At 68.0% G+C, this 20641-nt stretch carries 16 protein-coding genes; 12 read left to right on the forward strand and 4 right to left on the reverse strand.

Annotated features, from left to right (window positions below; all coding sequences use genetic code 11):
* Positions 1 to 280 precede the first annotated feature (280 nt).
* The gene (rplL, locus tag GGQ96_RS06325) at positions 281 to 658 is read right to left on the reverse strand and encodes a 50S ribosomal protein L7/L12 (protein WP_184112719.1); all 378 of its coding nucleotides are present in this window, start codon (positions 656 to 658) and stop codon (positions 281 to 283) included.
* A gap of 69 nt (positions 659 to 727) precedes the next feature.
* A complete protein-coding gene (rplJ, locus tag GGQ96_RS06330; protein ID WP_125995244.1) occupies positions 728 to 1243 on the reverse strand; it encodes a 50S ribosomal protein L10 in 516 nt (171 codons plus the stop codon).
* A 344-nt stretch (positions 1244 to 1587) separates the two neighbouring features.
* On the opposite strand from rplJ, the gene GGQ96_RS06335 reads away from it, so the two are divergent.
* From GGQ96_RS06335 to GGQ96_RS06365, 7 genes are all read left to right on the forward strand, one after another.
* Positions 1588 to 2313, forward strand: coding sequence for a CoA transferase subunit A (locus GGQ96_RS06335; protein WP_184112721.1), 726 nt, complete (start codon positions 1588 to 1590; stop codon positions 2311 to 2313).
* Positions 2310 to 3197 (forward strand): HAD family acid phosphatase, encoded by an 888-nt coding sequence (locus GGQ96_RS06340; RefSeq protein ID WP_184112723.1) that lies wholly within the window; start codon positions 2310 to 2312, stop codon positions 3195 to 3197. The genes GGQ96_RS06335 and GGQ96_RS06340 overlap by 4 nt, the downstream gene beginning before the upstream one ends.
* Before the next feature lie 34 nt (positions 3198 to 3231).
* Positions 3232 to 3876 carry a CoA transferase subunit B gene (locus GGQ96_RS06345; protein WP_184112724.1) on the forward strand — a complete coding sequence of 215 codons (645 nt, stop codon included), beginning with the start codon at positions 3232 to 3234 and terminating at the stop codon, positions 3874 to 3876.
* Positions 3873 to 4571, forward strand: a complete 699-nt coding sequence (locus tag GGQ96_RS06350) for a glutathione S-transferase family protein (RefSeq protein WP_184112727.1) — start codon at positions 3873 to 3875, stop codon at positions 4569 to 4571. Before GGQ96_RS06345 ends, GGQ96_RS06350 begins: the two co-directional genes overlap by 4 nt.
* 54 nt (positions 4572 to 4625) lie before the next feature.
* A complete protein-coding gene (gene leuC, locus GGQ96_RS06355) occupies positions 4626 to 6062 on the forward strand; it encodes a 3-isopropylmalate dehydratase large subunit (protein WP_184112729.1) in 1437 nt (478 codons plus the stop codon).
* A 159-nt stretch (positions 6063 to 6221) separates the two neighbouring features.
* Complete coding sequence (leuD, locus tag GGQ96_RS06360) at positions 6222 to 6851, forward strand: 3-isopropylmalate dehydratase small subunit (protein ID WP_184112730.1); 630 nt, start codon at positions 6222 to 6224, stop codon at positions 6849 to 6851.
* Entirely contained in the window at positions 6814 to 7815 is a 1002-nt protein-coding gene (locus GGQ96_RS06365; RefSeq protein ID WP_184112732.1) for an NADPH:quinone oxidoreductase family protein, read from the forward strand. Before leuD ends, GGQ96_RS06365 begins: the two co-directional genes overlap by 38 nt.
* 21 nt (positions 7816 to 7836) lie before the next feature.
* On the opposite strand, the gene mfd is transcribed toward GGQ96_RS06365, so the two are convergent.
* On the reverse strand, positions 7837 to 11304 hold the full coding sequence (gene mfd, locus GGQ96_RS06370; protein ID WP_184112734.1) for a transcription-repair coupling factor: 3468 nt from the start codon (positions 11302 to 11304) through the stop codon (positions 7837 to 7839).
* A 266-nt stretch (positions 11305 to 11570) separates the two neighbouring features.
* A complete protein-coding gene (locus tag GGQ96_RS06375) occupies positions 11571 to 11837 on the reverse strand; it encodes a succinate dehydrogenase assembly factor 2 (protein ID WP_184112736.1) in 267 nt (88 codons plus the stop codon).
* A gap of 95 nt (positions 11838 to 11932) precedes the next feature.
* Here GGQ96_RS06375 and recG point away from each other — a divergent pair, with 95 nt between their 5' ends.
* From recG to GGQ96_RS06400, 5 genes are all read left to right on the forward strand, one after another.
* Positions 11933 to 13981, forward strand: a complete 2049-nt coding sequence (gene recG / locus GGQ96_RS06380; protein ID WP_184112738.1) for an ATP-dependent DNA helicase RecG — start codon at positions 11933 to 11935, stop codon at positions 13979 to 13981.
* Between the two features lie 63 nt (positions 13982 to 14044).
* A complete protein-coding gene (locus GGQ96_RS06385) occupies positions 14045 to 14635 on the forward strand; it encodes an RNA polymerase sigma factor (RefSeq protein WP_343058945.1) in 591 nt (196 codons plus the stop codon).
* Positions 14632 to 15573, forward strand: coding sequence for a FecR family protein (locus GGQ96_RS06390; RefSeq protein WP_184112740.1), 942 nt, complete (start codon positions 14632 to 14634; stop codon positions 15571 to 15573). Before GGQ96_RS06385 ends, GGQ96_RS06390 begins: the two co-directional genes overlap by 4 nt.
* 152 nt (positions 15574 to 15725) lie before the next feature.
* Entirely contained in the window at positions 15726 to 18590 is a 2865-nt protein-coding gene (locus GGQ96_RS06395) for a TonB-dependent receptor (RefSeq protein ID WP_246360209.1), read from the forward strand.
* A complete protein-coding gene (locus tag GGQ96_RS06400) occupies positions 18587 to 20620 on the forward strand; it encodes a hypothetical protein (RefSeq protein WP_184112742.1) in 2034 nt (677 codons plus the stop codon). The genes GGQ96_RS06395 and GGQ96_RS06400 overlap by 4 nt, the downstream gene beginning before the upstream one ends.
* Positions 20621 to 20641: the final 21 nt, after the last annotated feature.

Consider the following 20641-nt stretch of genomic DNA (forward strand, 5'->3'; position numbering starts at 1 on the left):
GATGTCCAACACGCTTTCAACTGGGCCCCGGTTTCCGCCGGGATGGTGCAGGGTGAAAGGGGGCCGATCAACTTTCGCAGATGTCCTCCTTTTTTCAACCTGTAGGCTTCGCTCGGGCGCAATAGCCGGCTGGCAGGCTGATCGTTGCCAACCAGACACGAAAAAGGGGCGACCCCGCATGGGAGTCGCCCCTTTTCTGCTGAACGCCGGTCGCCAAGCTTCGCCCCGCGACCGGTTTTCACCGAACGGCGGCGGGCCGGAGCCCGCGCGCCCTGTCGGATTACTTCAGCTCGACGGTCGCGCCGGCTTCCTCGAGCTGCTTCTTCAGCTTCTCGGCCTCGTCCTTGGCGATGCCTTCCTTGACGGGCTTCGGAGCGCCCTCGACCAGCGCCTTGGCTTCGGTCAGGCCCAGGCCGGTGATCGCGCGGACTTCCTTGATGACGTTGATCTTCTTGCCACCGTCGCCGGTCAGGATCACGTCGAACTCGGTCTTCTCTTCGGCGGCCGGAGCAGCCGCGCCGGCGCCACCGGCGGCCGGAGCTGCAACCGCCGCAGCGGCCGAGACGCCCCACTTCTCTTCGAGCAGCTTCGAGAGCTCGGCGGCCTCGAGGACGGTCAGCTCGCTCAGCTGGTCAACCAGCGCGTTCAGGTCTGCCATGTGTAATCTCCATGTCGGGGCGATTTGGCCCCAGATGTCGTGAAATCAAAAACCAGGAATGCCCGAAATTCAGGCCGCTTCCTTCTCCGCGTAGGCGGACAGCACGCGGGCGATCTGCGCCGCGGGAGCCTGGGTGATGGTCGCGAGCTTCGTCGCCGGAGCGACGATGAGGCCCACGATCTTCGCGCGCAGTTCATCCAGCGAGGGCAGGGTCGCCAGCGCCTGAACGCCAGCCACGTCGAGAGCGGTCGAACCCATCGCGCCGCCCACGATTTCGAACTTGTCGTTCGTCTTCGCGAAGTCGACGGCCACCTTGGCGGCCGCGACCGGGTCGGTCGAGGTGGCGAGGCCGACCGGGCCGGTCAGCATGTCGCCGATCGATCCATAGTCGGTCCCGTCGAGCGCGATCCTGGCAAGCTTGTTCTTCGAGACCTTATAGGCCGCGCCGGCTGCCCGCATCTTGTTGCGCAAGTCCGTCGACTGCGCGACGGTCATGCCGAGGTTGCGGGTGACGACCACCACGCCGACCTCGGAGAAGGTGCGGTTCAGTTCGGCGACGGCTGCGGCCTTTTGAGCACGATCCATGCCATTCTCCACGTTCATGGACAGGCCCCGCGAAGGGCATGTCCGGTTACAGCCGGCAGGGCGATGGCCCGGCCGGTTTGTCCATCGATGGGGAATGGGTGCAGACCGGACGCGCCCCAGGGGCGATGCCGGTAAAATCCGTTTCCCCGTCTCGGCAGGATATTAAGATCGGCCGGATCGCCGATCGCCTGCTGTCTAGGACGAGTGTCTGCCAGGCGGGCCCGGCGGACGCGGGGCTCCCTTAGCGGATCGCGCGGCCAAGTCAACCATGTCCGCATAGGGCTTGATCGACGTTGACCGCGCCGCGCGGCGCGGTATGCGGTGCGGGCAAACGGAGGGATGCGATGCGGAAGCTGTATGCGGATGCGGGCGCGGCGCTGGACGGGCTGCTGTTCGACGGGATGACGATCTGCGCGGGCGGGTTCGGCCTGTGCGGCATTCCGGAGCGGTTGATCGACGCGATCCAGGCCTCGGGTGTCACGGGGCTGACCATCGCCAGCAACAATGCCGGCATCGACAATGAGGGGCTGGGCAAGCTGCTCCGTTCGCGCCAGGTCGCTAAGATGATCTCCTCCTATGTCGGCGAGAACAAGGAGTTCGAGCGGCAGTATCTGGCGGGCGAGCTCGCGGTGGAGTTCTGCCCGCAGGGGACGCTGGCGGAACGCTGCCGCGCCGGGGGCGCGGGCATCCCGGGCTTCTATACGAAGACCGGCGTCGGCACCCAGGTGGCCGAGGGCAAGGAGGTCAAGCTCTTCGACGGCGAGGAATATATCCTGGAGCGCGGCATCCGTGCCGACCTGTCGATCATCAAGGGGTGGAAAGCCGACGAGAGCGGCAACCTGATCTTCCGCAAGACCGCGCGCAACTTCAACCAGCCGATGGCGACCGCCGGCAAGGTCTGTGTCGCCGAAGTGGAGGAGGTGGTGCCGGTCGGCAGCCTGGACCCCGACCATATCCACTTGCCCGGCATATATGTGAAGCGGATGATCGTCGGAGCGCCCTACGACAAGAAGATCGAGTTCCGCATGACCCGACCCCGGCAGACTCCGGGCGAGACGGCGGAGGCATGATCCGCATTCGGCTGCTGCTCGCGGCAACGGCGCTGCCGGCCCTGTCCGGCTGCGTCGTCGCGCCGGTCAGCGTCTCCTCGCCGACGTCCACCCCGCGGGCGTTGACCGCGCCCGCTACGGTCGATGGCGTGCCGGCGGGCATGCAATATCTCTACGGCTCGGGGGAGTCGGCGGCGATCAGCCTGCAGATGTGGCGCGGGCTGACCGACTATGTCGCGCGGCAGGTCCGCGCCCGGCCGCGCGATTCGGTCGTGCTGGCGCCGGGCGCCACGCTGGCCGTGCCGCGCTATCAGGCCTGCGGGGCCAAGCCCTTTGCCGCCGTGTTCGATGTGGACGAGACGGTCGTGCTCAACCTGGGGTTCGAGCGCGATGCGGTTGGCGGACGCCCCTATGAGGAGGCGCGGTGGAAGGCGTACGAGCGGACCGGCGGCACCACCGCACGCGCCGTACCAGGTGCGGTCGCCGGGGTGCGTGCGTTGCGGGCAATGGGGGTCGCGGTGATCTTCAACACGAACCGTTCGACCGACAACGCCGCCGCAACCCAGGCGATGATCGAGCGGCTGGGGCTCGGGCCGGCGGTGCCGGGCGACACGCTCTATTTGGCCGATGCGGCCACGGGCTCACGCAAGGACAGCCGCCGCGCCGCTATCGCCGCGCGCTATTGCGTGGTGGCGATGGGCGGCGACCAGCTTGGCGACTTCAGCGACCTGTTCAATCGGGGCCAGACCCCGGCCGAGCGTCGCGCCGCGACCGAGGCACCGGCGATCGCCGCACGCTGGGGCGCCGGTTGGTTCGTGCTGCCCAATCCCGTCTATGGCTCGGCGCTGAAGGGCCGGCTGGACGAGGTGTTCCCGGCGGACTCGGCCTGGACGCCGGAGCCGTGAAGCGATCGATCCGAAACATGCGGAAGGAAATGTGATGGCGACCAAGGGGTGGGACCGCAATCAGATGGCGGTGCGGGCCGCGCAGGAGCTGAAGGACGGCTTTTATGTCAATCTCGGGATCGGCATCCCGACCTTGGTCGCGAACAACATCCCGGCGGGCATGACGGTGACGCTGCAGTCGGAGAACGGGATGCTCGGCATCGGGCCGTTTCCCTATGAGGACGAGGTCGATCCCGACCTGATCAACGCCGGCAAGCAGACGATCAGCGAGCTGCCGCAATCCGCCTATTTCAGCAGCGCCGACAGTTTCGCGATGATCCGGGGCGGGCATATCGACTTGACCGTGCTGGGCGCGATGGAGGTCAGCGAAGGCGGCGACATCGCCAACTGGATGATCCCCGGCAAGATGATCAAGGGCATGGGCGGCGCGATGGACCTGGTCGCTGGCGTCAAGAAGATCATCGTGGTGATGGAGCATGTCGCCAAGAACGGCGATCCCAAGTTCATCCCGAGCTGCACCCTGCCGCTGACCGGCCGCAACGTCGTCGACATGATCGTCACCGACCTGGCGGTGTTCCAGCGGCCCGACCATCAGTCGCGCTTCCGCCTGATCGAGTGCGCCCCCGGCGTCACGGCCGAGGAGGTGCGCGCCAAGACGACGGCCGCGTACGACGCATGAGCTACACGCTGGTCACCGCCAATCGCAACTATTCCAGCTGGTCGCTCAGGCCCTGGCTGTTGATGCGCGCGCTCGATATTCCGTTCGAGGATCGGGTGGAGCCGTTCGCGGCGGTGTCCAATCACGACGCCTTTCGCGCCTTCTCGCCGACCGGGCAGGTGCCGGTGCTGATCGATGGCGAGCGGACGATCTGGGATTCGCTCGGCATCACTCTGTATCTCGCCGAGCGGCATTCGGGCGTGTGGCCGGCGGACGCGGCAGCGAGAGCTTGGGCGATGAGCGCCGTGGCCGAGATGCATGGCGGCTTCGTGGCCGTTCGCGCCGAGCGTACGATGAACATCGGTGTCCGCGTCGCCCCGGTCGCCGCCTCGCCCGCGCTGTCGCGGGACGAGGCCCGGCTCGGCGAGCTCTGGGCCGAGGGCCTGACCCGGTTCGGCGGTCCCTGGCTGGCGGGGCCGGAATTCAGCGCGGCGGACGCCTTTTATGCGCCGGTGGCTTACCGAGTGCGGACCTATGGCATGGCGCTGGAGGCCGTCGCGGCGGCATGGGTCGAGCAGGTTCTGGCGCATCCCGCAGCGCGCGCATGGGAGAAGATGGCGCTGGCCGAGACCTGGCGCGAGCCGGGCCATGAAGCGGAGCTTCGCGACTGCGGCACGATCCTGGCCGATTACCGCGCGACCATCGAAGTCGCGTAATTTATCGCCTGCCGCTGGCGCTTTCGTCGCAACATCAGTAAAGGCCGCGCCATCATGGCCAGTCGTCCACTCACCCTGTACGAGAAGATCTGGGCCGCCCATGTCGTGGAGCGCCGCGACGATGGGACATGCCTGATCTATATCGATCGTCACCTCGTCCACGAAGTCACCAGCCCGCAGGCGTTCGAGGGGCTTCGCGCCGCCGGCCGACGGGTGCGCCGGCCCGAGCTGACGCTGGCGGTGCCGGACCACAACCTGCCAACGACGCCGCGCGTCGATGCCACCGGCCGGCTGCTGCCGATCGCCGATCCGGAAAGCGCGCAGCAGCTCGACGCGCTGCGGCGCAACACCGCCGAGTTCGGCATCGACTATATCGACGCCACCGCCGCCGAACAGGGCATCGTCCACGTGGTTGGGCCCGAGCTCGGCTTCACCCTGCCGGGCACGACCCTGGTGTGCGGCGACAGCCATACCTCGGCGCATGGCGCGCTTGGCGCGCTGGCGTTCGGCATCGGCACGTCCGAGGTGGAGCATGTGCTCGCCACCCAGACGCTCCTGCTCCAGCCGTCCAGGACGATGGAGATCCGTGTCGACGGCACGCTGGGCTACGGCGTCAGTCCCAAGGACGTGATCCTGGCGATCATCGGCCGGATCGGCGCGGCGGGTGGCACCGGCTATGTCGTGGAATATACGGGCGAGGTGCTGCGCGCCATGTCGATCGAGGGGCGACTGACCGTCGCCAACATGTCGATCGAGGGCGGTGCGCGGGCCGGGCTGGTCGCGCCCGACCAGACCACGATCGATTATGTCCGCGGCCGGCCGATGGCGCCGACCGGTGAGGCCTGGGCGAAGGCGGAGGCGTGGTGGCGGACTCTGCCGAGCGATCCGGGCGCGGTCTACGACCGTAGCGTGCTCCTTCATGCCAGCGACATCGCGCCTTCGCTGACCTGGGGCACCAGTCCCGAGGATGTTGTGCCGATCACCGGTCATGTGCCCGATCCCGACAGCTTCGCCGATCCCGCCAAGCGGGCGGCGGCGCGCAAGTCGCTCGACTATATGGGCCTGACTCCCGGCACCGCGATGCAGGACGTGGGCGTCCAGCATGTCTTCATCGGATCCTGCACCAACAGCCGGATCGAGGATCTGCGCGCCGCCGCCGCCGTCGCCAATGGCCGCAAGGTCGCGGATGGCGTGCGCGCGATGGTGGTGCCCGGATCGGGACTGGTGAAGCGCCAGGCCGAGGCCGAGGGCCTTGACCGCGTTTTCACCGGTGCGGGTTTCGAATGGCGCGAACCGGGCTGTTCGATGTGTCTGGCGATGAATCCGGATAAAGTCCCGCCCGGCGAGCGTTGCGCCTCGACGAGCAATCGGAATTTCGTTGGTCGTCAAGGACCTGGCGCGCGAACTCACCTCGTTTCGCCCGCCATGGCGGCGGCGGCGGCGGTAACCGGACGGCTCGCCGACGTACGTGAATTGATGGGAGACAGGTGATGAAAAGGGTATTGATCCTGCTGGTCGCAGGTGCGCTGGTGAGTGGTATCGCCGCCTACAGCGCCAGTGTCGCTCGCCCCGCCGCGCAGCAGGGGACGCCGTCCGGGCGCTGAGTGGCCCGGTCCGTCCCGCACCCGACCAACAAGGAATGCCTGTTTCGTGAACCCCGTGACCATCGTCAGCGGCACCGCCTATCCCTGGGGCGCCAAGAACATCGACACCGACGTCATCATCCCGGCGCATTGGTTGAAGACGATCAGCCGCACCGGATTGGGACGCGGCGCGTTCGAGACGGTACGCGCGGCGCCGGGCAACATCTTCGACGATCCGCGCTATGCCGGCGCGCCGATCCTGATCGCGGGCGACAATTTCGGCTGTGGGTCCAGCCGCGAACATGCCGCCTGGGCACTGGTCGACATGGGCGTGCGGGCCGTCATCGCGCCGTCCTTTTCCGACATTTTCTCTGGTAACGCGTTCAAGAACGGCATCATCCCGGTGGTGCTGCCGCAGGAGGCGATCGACCGGCTGGTGGACGCGGCGGCGGATGCGCCGGTCACCGTCGACCTGGAGACGATGACCGTCACCACCGGCTATCAGGACCGCTTTCCCTTCACCCTCGATCCGTTCCGCAGGCGGTGTCTGATGGAGGGGCTGGACGAGATCGGCTTGACCTTGGCGCAGGATACCGCGATTTCGAAATTCGAGGGCGAGCTTGCCGAGCATCGCCCCTGGATCGAGGAGAGACGCGGCTATGAAGGCATTGCTGTCCAAAGCGCCGGGCGGACCTGAAACTCTGGAATTGACGGAGGCGGCCGATCCGGTCCCCGGAACGGGACAGGTGGTGGTGCGGGTCCGGGCCTGTGCGATCAACTATCCCGACGTGCTGATCATCGAGGATCGCTACCAGTTCAAGCCGCCGCGCCCCTTCGCACCGGGCGGCGAGATCGCCGGGATCGTGGAAAGCGTCGGCGCAGGCGTGACCGCTGTCCGGCCCGGCGACCGGGTGATCGCGATGGTCGGCCATAATGGCCTGGCCGAGCGGGTGGCGGTGGATGCGGCGCGGCTCTACCCACTGCCCGACGGGCGCAGCTTCGCCGAGGGCGCGGCGCTGCTCCTAACCTATGCCACCACCATCCATGCGCTGCTCGACCGGGGACGGCTCGCCGCCGGGCAGCGGCTGCTGGTGCTGGGCGCGGCGGGCGGCGTCGGGCTGGCAGCGATCGAATTGGGCAAGGCATTCGGCGCGACGGTGGTCGCGGCCGTCTCGTCCGAGGCGAAGGCGGCCGCCGCGCGGGACGCCGGGGCCGACGAGACGATCGTCTATGATCGTGCGCCGTTCGACAAGGATCAGTCCAAGGCGCTGGCGGAACGCTTCAAGGCGGCCGGCGGCAAGACCGGGTTCGACGTGATCTACGATCCGGTCGGCGGTGACTATGCCGAGCCGGCGCTGCGCGCGATCGGCTGGGAAGGGCGCTATCTGGTGGTCGGCTTTCCGGCCGGCATACCCAAGCTGCGGCTCAACCTGACGCTGCTGAAGAGCTGCGACGTATGCGGCGTCTTCTGGGGGGCGTTCGCCGCGCGCGATCCGAAAGGGAACGCGGCGCACGTCGATCATCTCTTCCGCCTGTGGGAGGAAGGGCGGATCGCACCGCGCGTCACCGAGACCTATCCCCTGGCACGCGGCGGCGAGGCGATCGCCAAGGTGTCCGCGCGCGCCGCGATCGGCAAGCTGGTGGTCGAGATCGACAGCTGACGGGACGAGGCGGCGCGACGATCAGCGCGCCGCCTTGGCCAGACCCTTGGACAATTGCAGCGCCCCGTGCAGACGCGACTTGGCGTCCGGCCAGGCGCGGTTGAGCACCAGCTTGCCGTCCGGGCGGAGCTTCGCCACCTCCTTCAATCGCTCGACATAGGCGAGCAGCCCCTCGACATTGGGTGGCCGGTCGTCGTGGAAGCTGACCAGCACGCCGCGCACCCCGACATCCATCTTGGCGATGCACGCCTTGCGCGCGTTGAGCTTGATCTCGATGACGCGGATCAGATTGTCGGTCGGGTCGGGCAAGGGGCCGAACCGGTCGATCATCTCGGCGGCGAAGGCTTCGATCTCCTCGCGCTTCTCCAACTCGTTCAGGCGGCGGTACAGCCCCATGCGCAGGTCGAGGTCCGGGACATAATCCTCGGGGATCAGGATCGGCGCATCGACCGTGATCTGCGGCGAGAAGTCGCGCGGCCGCTCGAACGCGCCACCGGACTTCGCCTCCAGGATCGCCTCCTCCAGCATCGACTGGTAGAGTTCGTAGCCGACCTCCTTGATATGGCCCGACTGTTCGTCGCCGAGCAGGTTGCCGGCGCCGCGAATGTCGAGATCGTGGCTGGCGAGCTGGAAACCGGCGCCGAGCGAGTCGAGATCGGACAACACCTTCATCCGCTTCTCCGCCGCATCGGTCATCTGCCGCTCGGGTGGGGTCACCAGATAGGCATAGGCGCGCGTCTTCGACCGGCCGACCCGCCCGCGCAGCTGGTAAAGCTGGGCCAGGCCGAACCGGTCGGCGCGATTGACGATCATCGTGTTCGCCGAGGGGATGTCGATGCCGCTCTCGATGATGGTGGTCGATACCAGCACCTCGAACTTGCGGTCGTAGAAGGCGGACATGCGCTCCTCGACCTCGGTCGCCGACATCTGGCCGTGCGCGACGACATAGCGGATCTCGGGCACCTGCTCGCGCAGATAATCTTCGATATCGGGCAGGTCAGCGACGCGCGGCGTGACGATGAAGCTCTGGCCGCCGCGATAATGTTCGCGCAGCAGCGCCTCGCGCAGCACCACCGGATCCCAAGGCATGACATAGGTGCGCACCGCGAGCCGGTCGACCGGCGGGGTCTGGATCACCGACAGCTCGCGCAGGCCCGACATCGCCATCTGAAGCGTGCGCGGGATCGGCGTCGCGGTCAGCGTCAGCATATGGACATCGGCCTTGAGGGCCTTGAGCCGCTCCTTGTGCGTGACGCCGAACCGCTGCTCCTCGTCGACGATGACCAGGCCCAGCCGCTTGAAACCGATGCCCCTGGCGAGCAGCGCATGGGTGCCGACGACGATGTCGAGATCGCCCGAGGCCACGCCCTCCTTCACCGCCTTGGCCTCGGCAGTGCCGACCAGGCGCGACAATCGGCCGATCTTGATCGGGAAGCCCTCGAACCGCTGGACGAAGTTGTTGTAATGCTGGCGGGCGAGCAGGGTCGTCGGGCAGACCACCGCGACCTGCAAGCCCGACATGGCGGCGACGAAGGCGGCGCGCAGCGCCACCTCGGTCTTGCCGAAGCCGACATCGCCGACGATCAGCCGGTCCATCGGCCGGCCCGCGCCGAGATCGTTCAGCACGTCGTCGATCGCGCGGTCCTGGTCGTCCGTCTCATCATAGGGGAAACGGTCGACGAAGCTCGGATAACCGGCGCTGTCCGGCTCCGCCACCTCGCCCGCGCGGAGCGCCCGCTCGGCCGCCGTGGCGATCAGCTCGCCGGCGATCTCGCGGATACGCTCCTTCATCTTCGACTTGCGGCGCTGCCACGCCTCGCCGCCCAGCCGGTCGAGCGCCGCGCCATCCTCGCCCGAGCCGTAGCGGGTCAGGACCTCGAGATTCTCGACCGGCACGTAAAGCTTGTCGCCGCCGGCATATTCCAGCGCGACGCAGTCGTGCGGGCTCTTGCCGACCGGGATCGATGTCAGTCCCTCATACCGGCCGATGCCATGGTCGGAATGGACGACCAGATCGCCCGGCGACAGCGTGGCGAGTTCCGCCAGGAAGGCGTCCGCCGACTTCTTGCGCTTCTGCCGGCGGACCAGCCGGTCGCCCAGCATGTCCTGCTCGGTCAGCACCGCGACGCCCGGCGCGGTGAAGCCATGGTCAAGCGGCAGCACGACCAGAGCCACGCCAAAGCTCTTGGCGAGATCGGCAACGCCCAGCGCGTCTTGCCACGTCTCGGCGACCTTGCCGCCCTTCAGGCCATGGTCCTTGAGCAGGTTGCCCAGCCGCTCGCGCGCGCCGTTCGAATAGCTGGCCAGGATCGGCTTGCGGCCCTGCTTGCGCAGCGTCTGGACGTGTTCGACCACGGCTTCGTAGACATTGGCCTGGTTGGCGCGCTCCGGTGCGAAGTCGCGCGGGCCGTCCACCTCGAAATCGATCACGGACGGCGAAGGCGGCTCGTGGAACGGCGTGGCGACATGCGCGGTGGCGGCGTCCAGCGCGCGCCGCCATTCCTCGGCGTCGACGTAGAGCGCCTTGGCGGGCAGGGGGCGATAGCTGCCGGGTTGCGCCGCCTCGGCGCGCTTGCGGTTCTCGTAATAGTCGGCGATCGCCTCGAACCGCTGCTCGCCGGCGGCCCCGCTCGCCTGGTCGCGGATCAGCACCGTGTCGCCGGACAGATGGTCGAACAGCGTCGCCAGCTTCTCCTCGAACAGCGGCAGCCAATGCTCCATGCCCGCCATGCGCCGCCCGTCGGATACCGCCTGGTAGAGCGGGTCGCCGGTCGCGGTCGCGCCGAAGGTGTCGCGATAGCGGGTACGGAAGCGCTTGACGGAATCGGCGTCGAGCAGCGCCTCCGAGGCGGGCAGCAGGGTGAAGCCGTCGATCCGGCCCGTCGTGCGCTGGTCGGCGGGGTCGAAGGTGCGGACCGACTCGATCTCGTCGCCGAAAAAGTCGAGGCGCAGCGCCTGTTCCTCGCCGCTCGGGAACAGGTCGACGATGCCGCCGCGCACGGCATAGTCGCCCTGGTCGTGGACCGTCTCGGTCCGCATATAGCCGTTCGCTTGGAGCAGTTGCGCCAGGCTTTCGCGATCGATCCGCTCGCCGGGGGCGAGCTTGGCGACGAGCTGACGGATGCGGAACGGGGTGAGGACGCGCTGCGTCGCGGCGTTGACCGTGGTCAGCAGCAGTTGCGGCCCCTTCGCCTTGACCTGGAGCCGGTGAAGCGCGGCGATCCGTTCGGCCATGACCCGCAGCGACGGCGAGGCGCGGTCATAAGGCAGGCAGTCCCAGGCGGGAAACTGCACCACTTCCAGCTCGGGCGCGAAATAGGGGGCGGTAGCGGCGATCGCGCGCATCGCCTGTTCGTCCGACGCGATGAAGACCGCCCGCGCCGGCGCCGCCCGCGCCAGGTCGGCGAGCAGCGACGGCAGGAACCCGCCGGGCACGCCGGCGAGCGTCAGCGGCTGGCGGGCGGCAAGGATGTGCGTCAGATCGGGCATTCAGGTCTCGCTACGCGCTCCGCTGGGGGAGCGATGGGACGGGAAGATGGGCAACGCGCGGCATCGCCAAATCGCCTGCCGGCAAGGGGAGGCATTGCGAAGCTTGCCCTACCATCCCGGCGAAGGCCGGGGTCCAGTTACGGAACGACCGTGGTAACTCATCGGTGTCTCCCAACTGGACCCCGGCCTTCGCCGGGCTGGTATGGGGTCTTGGGCAAGATGTAGAGCTTTGCAATAATTGTCCTTCAGAGAAGGAATACAGCGGCCTAGCGCGACACCGGCACGAAGTTCAGCGCACGCATCGTCTGCATCATCGGGCTTTCCCATTGCGGCGGGCAGGGGATGGAGCCGATCGCCCAGCCCATGATGTCGACATCCTGTTCCTCCAGCAGGGCCTCGAACCAGTCGAGCTGGTCGGGCGTCCAGTCCAGATGATGCGCGTCGAAATAGCCGCCGATCATCAGATCGGCCTCGCGCGTGCCGCGATGCCAGGCGCGGAAGCGCAGGCGTTTCAGCCGGATTTCGTGGTCCACATTCGTTCCCGTCAATCGAAAGCCGGCATGTCGGACCGGAAAGCCGCCGGGTCAACTGGAAGATGCACACGATCGCTGGCATGAGGCGGCCCGTCATGCGTCCCGAAATCCTCAATCCCCTGTTCGCCGAAGTCACTGCGCTGAAAGGCGTAGGAGCCGCGCTCGCCAAGCCGCTCGACCGGCTGGGCCTGGTGCGCGTCGTCGATGTCGCTTTCCATTTGCCGACCGGTCATGTCGACCGGCTGCCGCGCACCGAGCTGATGAGCGCGGATGCGGGGCGGATCATCGCGATCACGCTGACCCCGATGTCCTATCGCGACGGCAATGGCCGCTCGCCGACGCGGGTGATGGCGAGCGACCGCGAGGGCAATGTCGTCGCTCTGGTCTATTTCGGTGGCCACCCCGGCTGGGCGAAGAAGCTGTTGCCGCTGGGCGAGCCGAAACAGGTGTCCGGCCGCCTCGACCAGTATGGCCAGGACCTGCAGATCGTCCATCCTGAGCTGGCCGATCAGGGTGAGCCGATGCGCGAACGCGAGTCCGTTTATCCGCTGTCCGAGGGGTTGACCTCGCGCCGGCTGGCCGGATTCGTCGAGCAGGCGCTAGCGCGCGCGCCCGAGCTGCCGGAATGGATCGACGCCGGGCTGAAGGCGAAGCGCGAATGGCCCGACTGGCGCGAGGCACTGGTCCGCATCCATGCCGACCCGACGGACGCCAAGGCGCGCGAGCGGCTGGCCTATGACGAGGTGTTCGCCAACCAGCTGGCGATGACGCTGGTCCGCGCCGATACGCGCAAGCGGCGCGGTCGGGCGCTGCTGGGCGACGGTCGGCTGCGCGACCAGCTGCGGCTGCCGTACACGCCCACCGGTGCGCAAAGCCGCGCGGTGGCGGAGATCGAGGGCGATCTCCGCCAGCAGGCGCCGATGCTCCGCCTGCTCCAGGGCGATGTCGGCTCGGGCAAGACGCTGGTCGCGGCGATGGCGCTGCTCATCGCGGTGGAGGCGGGCGCGCAGGGCGCGATGCTGGCCCCGACCGAGATCCTGGCGCGGCAGCATTACGAATCGCTGCGGCGATTGCTCGCCGGCTTGCCGATCACCATCGCCGTGCTGACCGGCCGGGACAAGGGCCGCGCGCGCGAGGCGACGTTGATGGGCCTGGCGGACGGATCGATCGATATCCTTGTCGGCACCCACGCCATCTTCCAGGAGGCGGTCGCCTATCGTGACCTGGCGCTGGTGGTGGTGGACGAGCAGCATCGGTTCGGCGTGGCGCAGCGGCTGCTGCTTCAAGAAAAGGGCCGCAGCCCGCATCTCCTGGCGATGACCGCGACGCCGATCCCGCGCACGCTGACCCTGGCGCAATATGGCGAGATGGACGTCAGCCGGCTCGACGAGATGCCGCCCGGCCGCGAGCCGATCGAGACGCGGGTCGTGTCCGAGGACCGGCTGGACGAGGTCGTCGATGCGATCGGTCGCCACATCGCCGATGGCGGCCAGGCCTATTGGGTGTGCCCACTGGTCGAGGAAAGCGAGAAATCCGACCTCGCTGCCGCCGAGGCGCGCGCGGAGTCGCTGTCGGCGCGGTTCGGCGAGCGGATCGGCGTGGTCCATGGCCGCATGAAGCCCGCCGAAAAGGATGCGGTGATGGAGGCCTTCTCCGCCAACCGCCTGTCGGTGCTGGTCGCGACGACGGTGATCGAGGTCGGCGTCGACGTGCCCAATGCGACGCTGATCGTGATCGAACATGCCGACCGTTTCGGCCTGGCGCAGCTCCACCAGCTCCGGGGCCGCGTCGGGCGGGGCGGGGGGCTGTCGCGTTGCCTGTTGCTGCGCGGCAGTTCGCTGTCGGAAACGTCGCGCGCGCGTCTCGCCTTGATGCGCGAGACGAATGACGGCTTCCGCATCGCCGAGGAGGACCTGCGGCTGCGCGGCGGCGGCGAGATGCTCGGTACGCGCCAGTCGGGCGACGCCGCTTTCCGCCTCGCACCGCCCGAGTTGCTGCCGGACCTGCTGCAATGCGCGCAGGACGATGCCCGGCTGCTGATCGATCGCGACGGCGGCCTGCAAGGTGGTCGCGGCCAGGCGGCGCGGATCGCGCTCTATCTGTTCGAGCGCGAGGCGGGGGTGGCGCTGCTGCGATCCGGCTGAGTTTCGCAGGCAACGGTGACGGAAGATGCGCGACCATGCATCTGGGCTGGTCAGGGGGAACCTGTGATCGCGAATCAGCTTGTCGCCTGGGTCGGTAGCCACATCCTGCCGCATGAGCGGCGGTTGCGGACATGGCTGCGCGCGGCCTTTCCAGCGGTGGATGTGGATGACGTGGTGCAGGAGACCTATTGCAGGATCGCGGGGTTGGATCGCTACGATCATATCGCCGACCCCCGGCGCTATCTGTTCCGCACCGCGCGCAACGTGGTGCTGGAGCAGATCCGGCGCGACCGGGTGGTGAGCATCGAGGCGGCGAGCGGGCTGGCGGAATTGGAACTCGCGCCCGAGGAGGGGCAGTCGCCCGAAGAGATCGTCGCCAGTCGTCATGCGTTGCGACGGATCGAAGCATTGATCGACGCGCTGCCCGACCGCGCGCGCCAGGTGTTCCGGCTGCGCAAGATAGAGGGCGTGGCGCAACGCGAGATCGCGGCGCGGTTGCGCATTCCTGAGACAGCGGTGGAGAATGACGTGGCGCGGGGACTGCGCCGCATCCTTGACCAGCTGACCGAGGAGGAGAAGGCGGAATTGCCGATCCGGCGGCGGCCTTCGCGTCCCGGGATGCGTCTGGGGCTGCGGCCGGGAGGTTGGCGATGATCGACGAGCTTGCCTGCCGCTGGGCCGCCGCGATCGATCGCGGCCTGGTCGATGACGAACCGGCGAACCTGGACGCATGGCTGGGGGAGGACCGTCGCCATCGCGGGGCGCTGCTGCGTGCGCAAGCGGCCCTCAGCTTGCTTGATCGCGCGCGCGCCCTGTCGGGGCCTTCGGACGACGGCATGCAATGGCGCGCGCGCGCGCCTGCCAGGGCCTGGCGGATCACCGGCACGGCGGCAGCGGCGCTGCTGGTGGCTGGGGCGGGTATTGCGCTCTGGCCCAGCCCAGCCGCCCGGATCGAGACTTCGGTCGGCGAAGTGCGCCGGACGCCCCTGTCCGACGGGTCGATCGCGGTGGTCAACAGCGGCACCCGGTTGCGGGTCACCTTCACGCCTGGGCGCCGCGATGTCGAGGTGCAGGAGGGCGAGGCCTGGTTTCAGGTCGCACATAATCCGGCACGTCCCTTCGTCGTGGCGAGCGGACCAGTGCGGGTTCAAGCGATCGGCACCGCCTTCGACGTGCGCCGCTTGGCAGGCCGTTCCGACATCGTCGTGACGCGCGGCGTGGTGAAGCTGTGGTCGGTGAACAGCCCGGATCATGCGATCCGCGTGGCCGCAGGAGAAGGGGCGGTGATCGATGCCGACGGAGCTGCAAGGCTGCGCCGGGTGTCGGCGGAGACAACCGACCAGAAGCTCGCCTGGCGCGAGGGGCGGATCGTGCTGGACGACATGACCATGGGTGAGGCGGTGGCGGCGTTCAACCGCTATAATGGCGATCGGCTGGCGGTCGCGCCGTCGCTGGCGGGGCGGCGCGTCGTCGGCTGGTTCCGCACCGACGATGTCGACGGATTTGCGACCGCCAGCGCAGCGATGGTCGGCGGCCGCGTCGAACGGCGCAACGTGGCGGGGCAGGGCGAGGTGACGGTGATCCTGCCCTGAAACAGGATCCGGTATAAAAAGACCGCATCGGCACCGACGGATTCCCCGCCACGGTTCATCCTTGGATGAGCGCCATACGAAGCGCAGACAATGATCGTTCAGGGAGGGGTGTGATGCGGACCAGCCGCTATTCCATTATGTCCATGATATCGATGCCGATGGTTTCGGCGATGGCGATCGGCGTGGGGCTCGCTCCCGCGGCCGCGGCCGCGGCCGCCCAGTCGACGGTGCGGCGGTTCGACGTGGCACGCCAGCCCGCCTCGGCCGGCATCGTCCGCTTCGCGCAGCAGGCGGGCATCCAGATCTTGGCCCCGAGCAACGCGACGCGCGGCGAAACGGTCGCCGCCGTGCGCGGCCAGTTCAGGGTCGAGGATGCGCTGCGCCGCCTGATCGCGCCCAGCCGGTTGCGCCTCGTATCGTTCGACGGGCGGACCGCGGTGATCACCGCGGCCACGGCCGCGCCCCTGGCGCGACCGATCGCCTTCGCGCCGGGGCCGCAGTCCGGCACCGCCAGTCCGGCCGACCCGTCGACGCCCGCCACGCCGCCCGGTGCCGAGCCTGCGGCATCAGACGACAGCCAGGCTGAGATCATCGTCACCGGCAACACCTCCGACCGACGCACCTTGTTCAACTCCTCCTCCAACGTCACGCTGGCGAGCGCCGCGGATCTGCTGCGCAAGGCGCCGCGCTCGACGGCCGAGACGCTGGAGCTGGTGCCCGGCGTGTTCGTCGAGGGAACAGCGGGGCCGATCTCGAACAACTATTCGGTGCGCGGCCTGCGCGGCGGCGGCCAGACCTTCATCACGCTGGAAGAGGATGGCATGCCCATCCTCTACAATGGCGCGAGCGCGGATTTTTACTTCCAGAACGATATCACCATCAACCGGCTGGAAGCGGTGGAGGGCGGCACCTCGGGCATCCTCGCACCGAACGGCGCGGGCGCGACGATCAACTTCATCTCGCTGAAGCCCGATCACGAACGCGCGACCGCGATGGTGCGCTATACCGGCACCACCTATGGCGACCTTCGCGCCGACGGCTATTTCTCCGCGCCGATCGCCGATGGCTGGGCGTTCAACGTCGGCGGCTATGTCACGTCGCAGAAAGGCGTGCGGCGGACGCCCTTCACTTTCAACGCCTATGACGTGAAGGCGATGCTGGAGAAGAAGTTCGACAATGGCGGCTACCTGCGCCTGACGCTGAAACATGGCGACAAACATTTCCCCTATTATGCGGGAATGCCGTTCCGCGTCACCGCTGGTGGCGAGATCGACAGCGTCCCGGGCTTGAACCTGAAGCGTGATGATGTCGGCGGACGATCCTTCACCCAATTTCTCGTCCCCAATGCGCCGGCCACGGGTGAGCCGCTACGCCGGTTCAGTTCGGTCGACGGGATCCATGTCAAGGCTACGACCTATCGGCTCGACCTGGAAGTGCCGGTCAGCGAGAGCCTTCGCCTGTTCGGCCGGGCGCGCTATCTGGACGGCTCCTACGACTTCAACGGAATCTTTCCCGGCAGCGGATCGGGCACGGCGGGCCTGACTTCCGCGATCACCTATCTGACGCCGGCCAGCTCGCCGCTCGCGGGACTGACCCCGCTCCAGGGATCGTCATCGACCTACTTCCAGGTCGCGGCGCAGCGCTTCCCCGGCGTCGCCCAATACGGGTTGCGCGACATGCGCACCGGCCAGGTGATCGCGCGGTCGGATGCCGCGACGCTCAATGCGCTGAACGGCAACGGCCTGCTCCAACAGACGGTGCTGAACCACCAGACGCTGGCGACGAGGGATTTCGGCAGCGACTTCGGGGTCAAATGGGATGCCGGCGGCAGCGGCATCGACAATTCGCTGACCGTGGGTGGGATGGTCTACAATGTCCGGCGGCGCAACAACCAGTCGGCGGTGGCGACCGTACTGAACGATGTCGGCAACAATTCCTCGGTCTACGACATGGTGGCGTTGAACGCGGCGGGCGGGGTGCTGGGGTCGCTGACCAACAACGGCATGGTCAATTACGGCAATTGGGGCCAGGGCCTGTTCAACGACGAGGTCACGTCGCTCTCCGCCTATTTCAACGACGAACTGACGATCGGCGAGCGCCTGCACGTCGACTTCGGTGCGCGCTACGAGCATCAGCACGTCCGCGTCGATATCGGCCAGAGCGCCGCGGTCAACGCGGCGGTGCCGGCGGGTACGCCCGGCCTGTATGATAATGTCGGCAGCACCTTCAACGGCCGCTACGATCGCCAAACCGCGACCTACCAGGACTGGGCCTATACGCTCGGCGTCAATTACGAGTTGACCGACCATGTCGCGCTCTATGCACGCGGGGCCCATGGCTTCCAGACCAATGGCGGCGACACGGGCGGCACTCACGCGCCGACCGGCCTCACGCTCTACGAGGGCGGCGTGCGGTTGCGGACGACCGGGTTCAACGCCTCGTTGATCGGCTTCCGCACCGAATTCCGCGACCAGTCCTATCAGTTCATCGATCCCGCCAACCCGGCACAGGCAAGCAACGCGCTGGCCGACAACACCACCAACGGCGTGCAGGCGGACGCGACGCTGCGACCGCTGTCCTTCTTCAGCGTCGATGCGCAAGGCGTTTATCAGAGACCCAAGCTCGGCAACCTGCGGTTCAATGGCGTCGCGCAACCGCAATATGACGGCAACACACCGGAACGCACGCCGAAAATGCTGCTGACGGTCACCCCCGCCTTCATCCTGCCGGACGGGTTGGGCGAGATTTACGGACGCTGGAAATATATCGGCAAGATTTTCGCCGACAGCGGCAACGGCATCGCCCTGCCAGCGTACAGCGTGTTCTCGGTCGGCGCGAGCGTCGATGTCTCGCCCCGGCTCAACCTGTCGGTCAGCGTCGACAATCTGACCAACGCCAAGGGCTTCACCGAGGGCAATCCGCGCCAGGGTCAGACCCAGTCGATCGTCGACGGCTATTTCTACGGCAGGGCGATCGTCGGGCGCAACGCGCTCGTCTCCGCGACGCTGAAGCTGTGAGAGGCCGGGCGCTGCGCCTGGCACTGGGTGCGTTCGCGACGGCCGCGCTGACCGGCGCGGCGCCTGTCCGCCAGCATTATGCGGTGCAGGAGGGACTGAACCTCAACAGCTTCCTGCGGGCGGGGCCGGTCGCCGCCCATATCGTGCTGCGGTCGGGAAAGGATCCGCGCCTGCTCGTCGCCTTCCCGGCGGGCAATAGCGGCGCGGCCCTGTGGTTCGAGCCGCTGACCCAGCCGGCGACATGGCGGATGGTCGGCGAGCCGCAGCCGGTGACGCAGGCCGACTCGCATGGGCGACCGCTGCGCGGCGTGCGCTTCGCGGTGGCGATCGACGCGCCCCGGCTGGTGCCGCGCCAGGCCGTGGTGTCGAGCATCCGGGTCATCCGCGACTATCAGGCGCTTGGCACCGCGCCGACCGAGGTGCTGGTGCCCGTTCGGGCCGATCGCGATGGCCTGCACTGGGCGCGCGATCGGCTGGACGGCGCCGCCGGCTATGTGCTGGCGATGACCGTGACACGGGGGCGTATCGCCGATGGAGCGATCGAGGCCGGGCCGGGTGGCCGGATTCGCCTGGAGGTGACCGCGCTGACCGGCGAGGCCCCGCTGGAGCCGCTGGGCGGCGCGGCCTTGCTCAATGCCGGGGCGCACGACGATCCGGGCGCGCGCGACGCCCTTAACTTTCTAAGCTATCGTGAGAAGTTGCTAGCGGGATCGTGGCGATTCCTGACCTATTTCGGACGCGACACGCTGATGTCGGTTCGCCTGTTGATGCCGGTGCTGCAACCCGATGCGGTGGAAACGGGACTGACGTCGGTCCTGACGCGTCTGTCCCCAACGGGCGAGGTCGCGCATGAGGAGGATATCGGCGAGTTCGCGATCCTCGACCACCGCAAGGCGGACGGCAGCCTGTCGGCCGCACCCGTCTATAACTACAACATGGTCGACAGCGATTTCATGCTGGCCCCGGTGGCGCGGGACTGGCTGCTCGACGATCCGCGCGGGCGGGTCCGGGCCCGGGCATTGCTGGCGAGACGGGTCGGAGGCGAGGCACTGGGCGCACGACTGGTGCGCAACCTGCGCTTCGTCCTGCGGCAGGCGGCTCCCTTCGCGCGCGACCCCGTGGCGGCGCGGCTGATCGCGCTGAAGCCAGGGTTGGATGTGGGCGAATGGCGCGACAGCAACGCCGGATTGGGGGGCGGGCGCATCCCCTATGATGTGAACGCCGTGCTGGTGCCCGCCGCCCTGGAGGCCGCCGCCGCCTTGCAGGGCAGCGGCCTGCTGCGCCCCTATCTGGCGGCCGGCGACCGCGCCATCCTCTCCGACGCGGCAAGGCTGGCGGAGACATGGCGCACGAAGGCACCGCCCTTCTTCGCGGTCGCCCTGTCGGCAGAGTCGGCGCGCCAGGCGGTGACGCGCTATGCCGCGGCGATCGACGTGCCGGCGACTCCTGCGCTGCGATCGATCGGCGCGAGCGGCCTTCGTTTCGCCGCGATCGCGCTGGACGCCGGCGGGCGGCCGATCCCGGTGCAGAACAGCGATCCGGGCTTCGCGCTGCTCTTCGGCCAACCGCCCGCGGAGGAGTTGCAGACGACCGCGCAGACCATCGCCCGTCCGTTCCCGGCGGGATTGCGCACCGGTGCCGGGATGCTGGTGGCCAATCCGGCCTTCGCCGACGCCGCTATCCAAAAACGCTTCTCGACCAATGCCTATCACGGCACGGTGGTGTGGAGTTGGCAACAGGCGCTGGTCGCTGCGGGGCTGGCGCGGCAGCTTGAACGGCGCGACCTGTCCACAGGGGTGCGCGCCGAGCTGAGGCGCGCTCAAGCCTGTTTGTGGGACGGGATCGAAGCGACGCGGGCGGTGCAGAGTTCGGAACTCTGGTCGTGGCGCTATGCGGATGGTCGCTATCAGGTCGTGCCGTTCGGCGCGACGGGCGCGGATGTCGACGAGTCCAATGCCGCGCAGCTTTGGAGCACGGTCTATCTCGCGCTGCGGCGCCCGACGGACGCAGGTCATTGCCCGCCCGATTGAGCCGCGCGCGCGATCGGTTAG

The sequence above is a fragment of the Sphingomonas abaci genome, from assembly GCF_014199625.1.
In the GTDB taxonomy this organism is placed as follows: Bacteria; Pseudomonadota; Alphaproteobacteria; order Sphingomonadales; family Sphingomonadaceae; genus Sphingomonas; species Sphingomonas abaci.

What these genes read in the sequence shown, in the direction of transcription:
- rplL (WP_184112719.1), bottom strand. Translation starts at nt 658, where the DNA reads ATGGCAGACCTGAACGCGCTGGTTGACCAGCTGAGCGAGCTGACCGTC.
- rplJ (WP_125995244.1), bottom strand. Translation starts at nt 1,243, where the DNA reads ATGGATCGTGCTCAAAAGGCCGCAGCCGTCGCCGAACTGAACCGCACC.
- GGQ96_RS06335 (WP_184112721.1), top strand. Translation starts at nt 1,588, where the DNA reads ATGCGGAAGCTGTATGCGGATGCGGGCGCGGCGCTGGACGGGCTGCTG.
- GGQ96_RS06340 (WP_184112723.1), top strand. Translation starts at nt 2,310, where the DNA reads ATGATCCGCATTCGGCTGCTGCTCGCGGCAACGGCGCTGCCGGCCCTG.
- GGQ96_RS06345 (WP_184112724.1), top strand. Translation starts at nt 3,232, where the DNA reads ATGGCGACCAAGGGGTGGGACCGCAATCAGATGGCGGTGCGGGCCGCG.
- GGQ96_RS06350 (WP_184112727.1), top strand. Translation starts at nt 3,873, where the DNA reads ATGAGCTACACGCTGGTCACCGCCAATCGCAACTATTCCAGCTGGTCG.
- leuC (WP_184112729.1), top strand. Translation starts at nt 4,626, where the DNA reads ATGGCCAGTCGTCCACTCACCCTGTACGAGAAGATCTGGGCCGCCCAT.
- GGQ96_RS06365 (WP_184112732.1), top strand. Translation starts at nt 6,814, where the DNA reads ATGAAGGCATTGCTGTCCAAAGCGCCGGGCGGACCTGAAACTCTGGAA.
- mfd (WP_184112734.1), bottom strand. Translation starts at nt 11,304, where the DNA reads ATGCCCGATCTGACGCACATCCTTGCCGCCCGCCAGCCGCTGACGCTC.
- recG (WP_184112738.1), top strand. Translation starts at nt 11,933, where the DNA reads ATGCGTCCCGAAATCCTCAATCCCCTGTTCGCCGAAGTCACTGCGCTG.
- GGQ96_RS06390 (WP_184112740.1), top strand. Translation starts at nt 14,632, where the DNA reads ATGATCGACGAGCTTGCCTGCCGCTGGGCCGCCGCGATCGATCGCGGC.
- GGQ96_RS06395 (WP_246360209.1), top strand. Translation starts at nt 15,726, where the DNA reads ATGCCGATGGTTTCGGCGATGGCGATCGGCGTGGGGCTCGCTCCCGCG.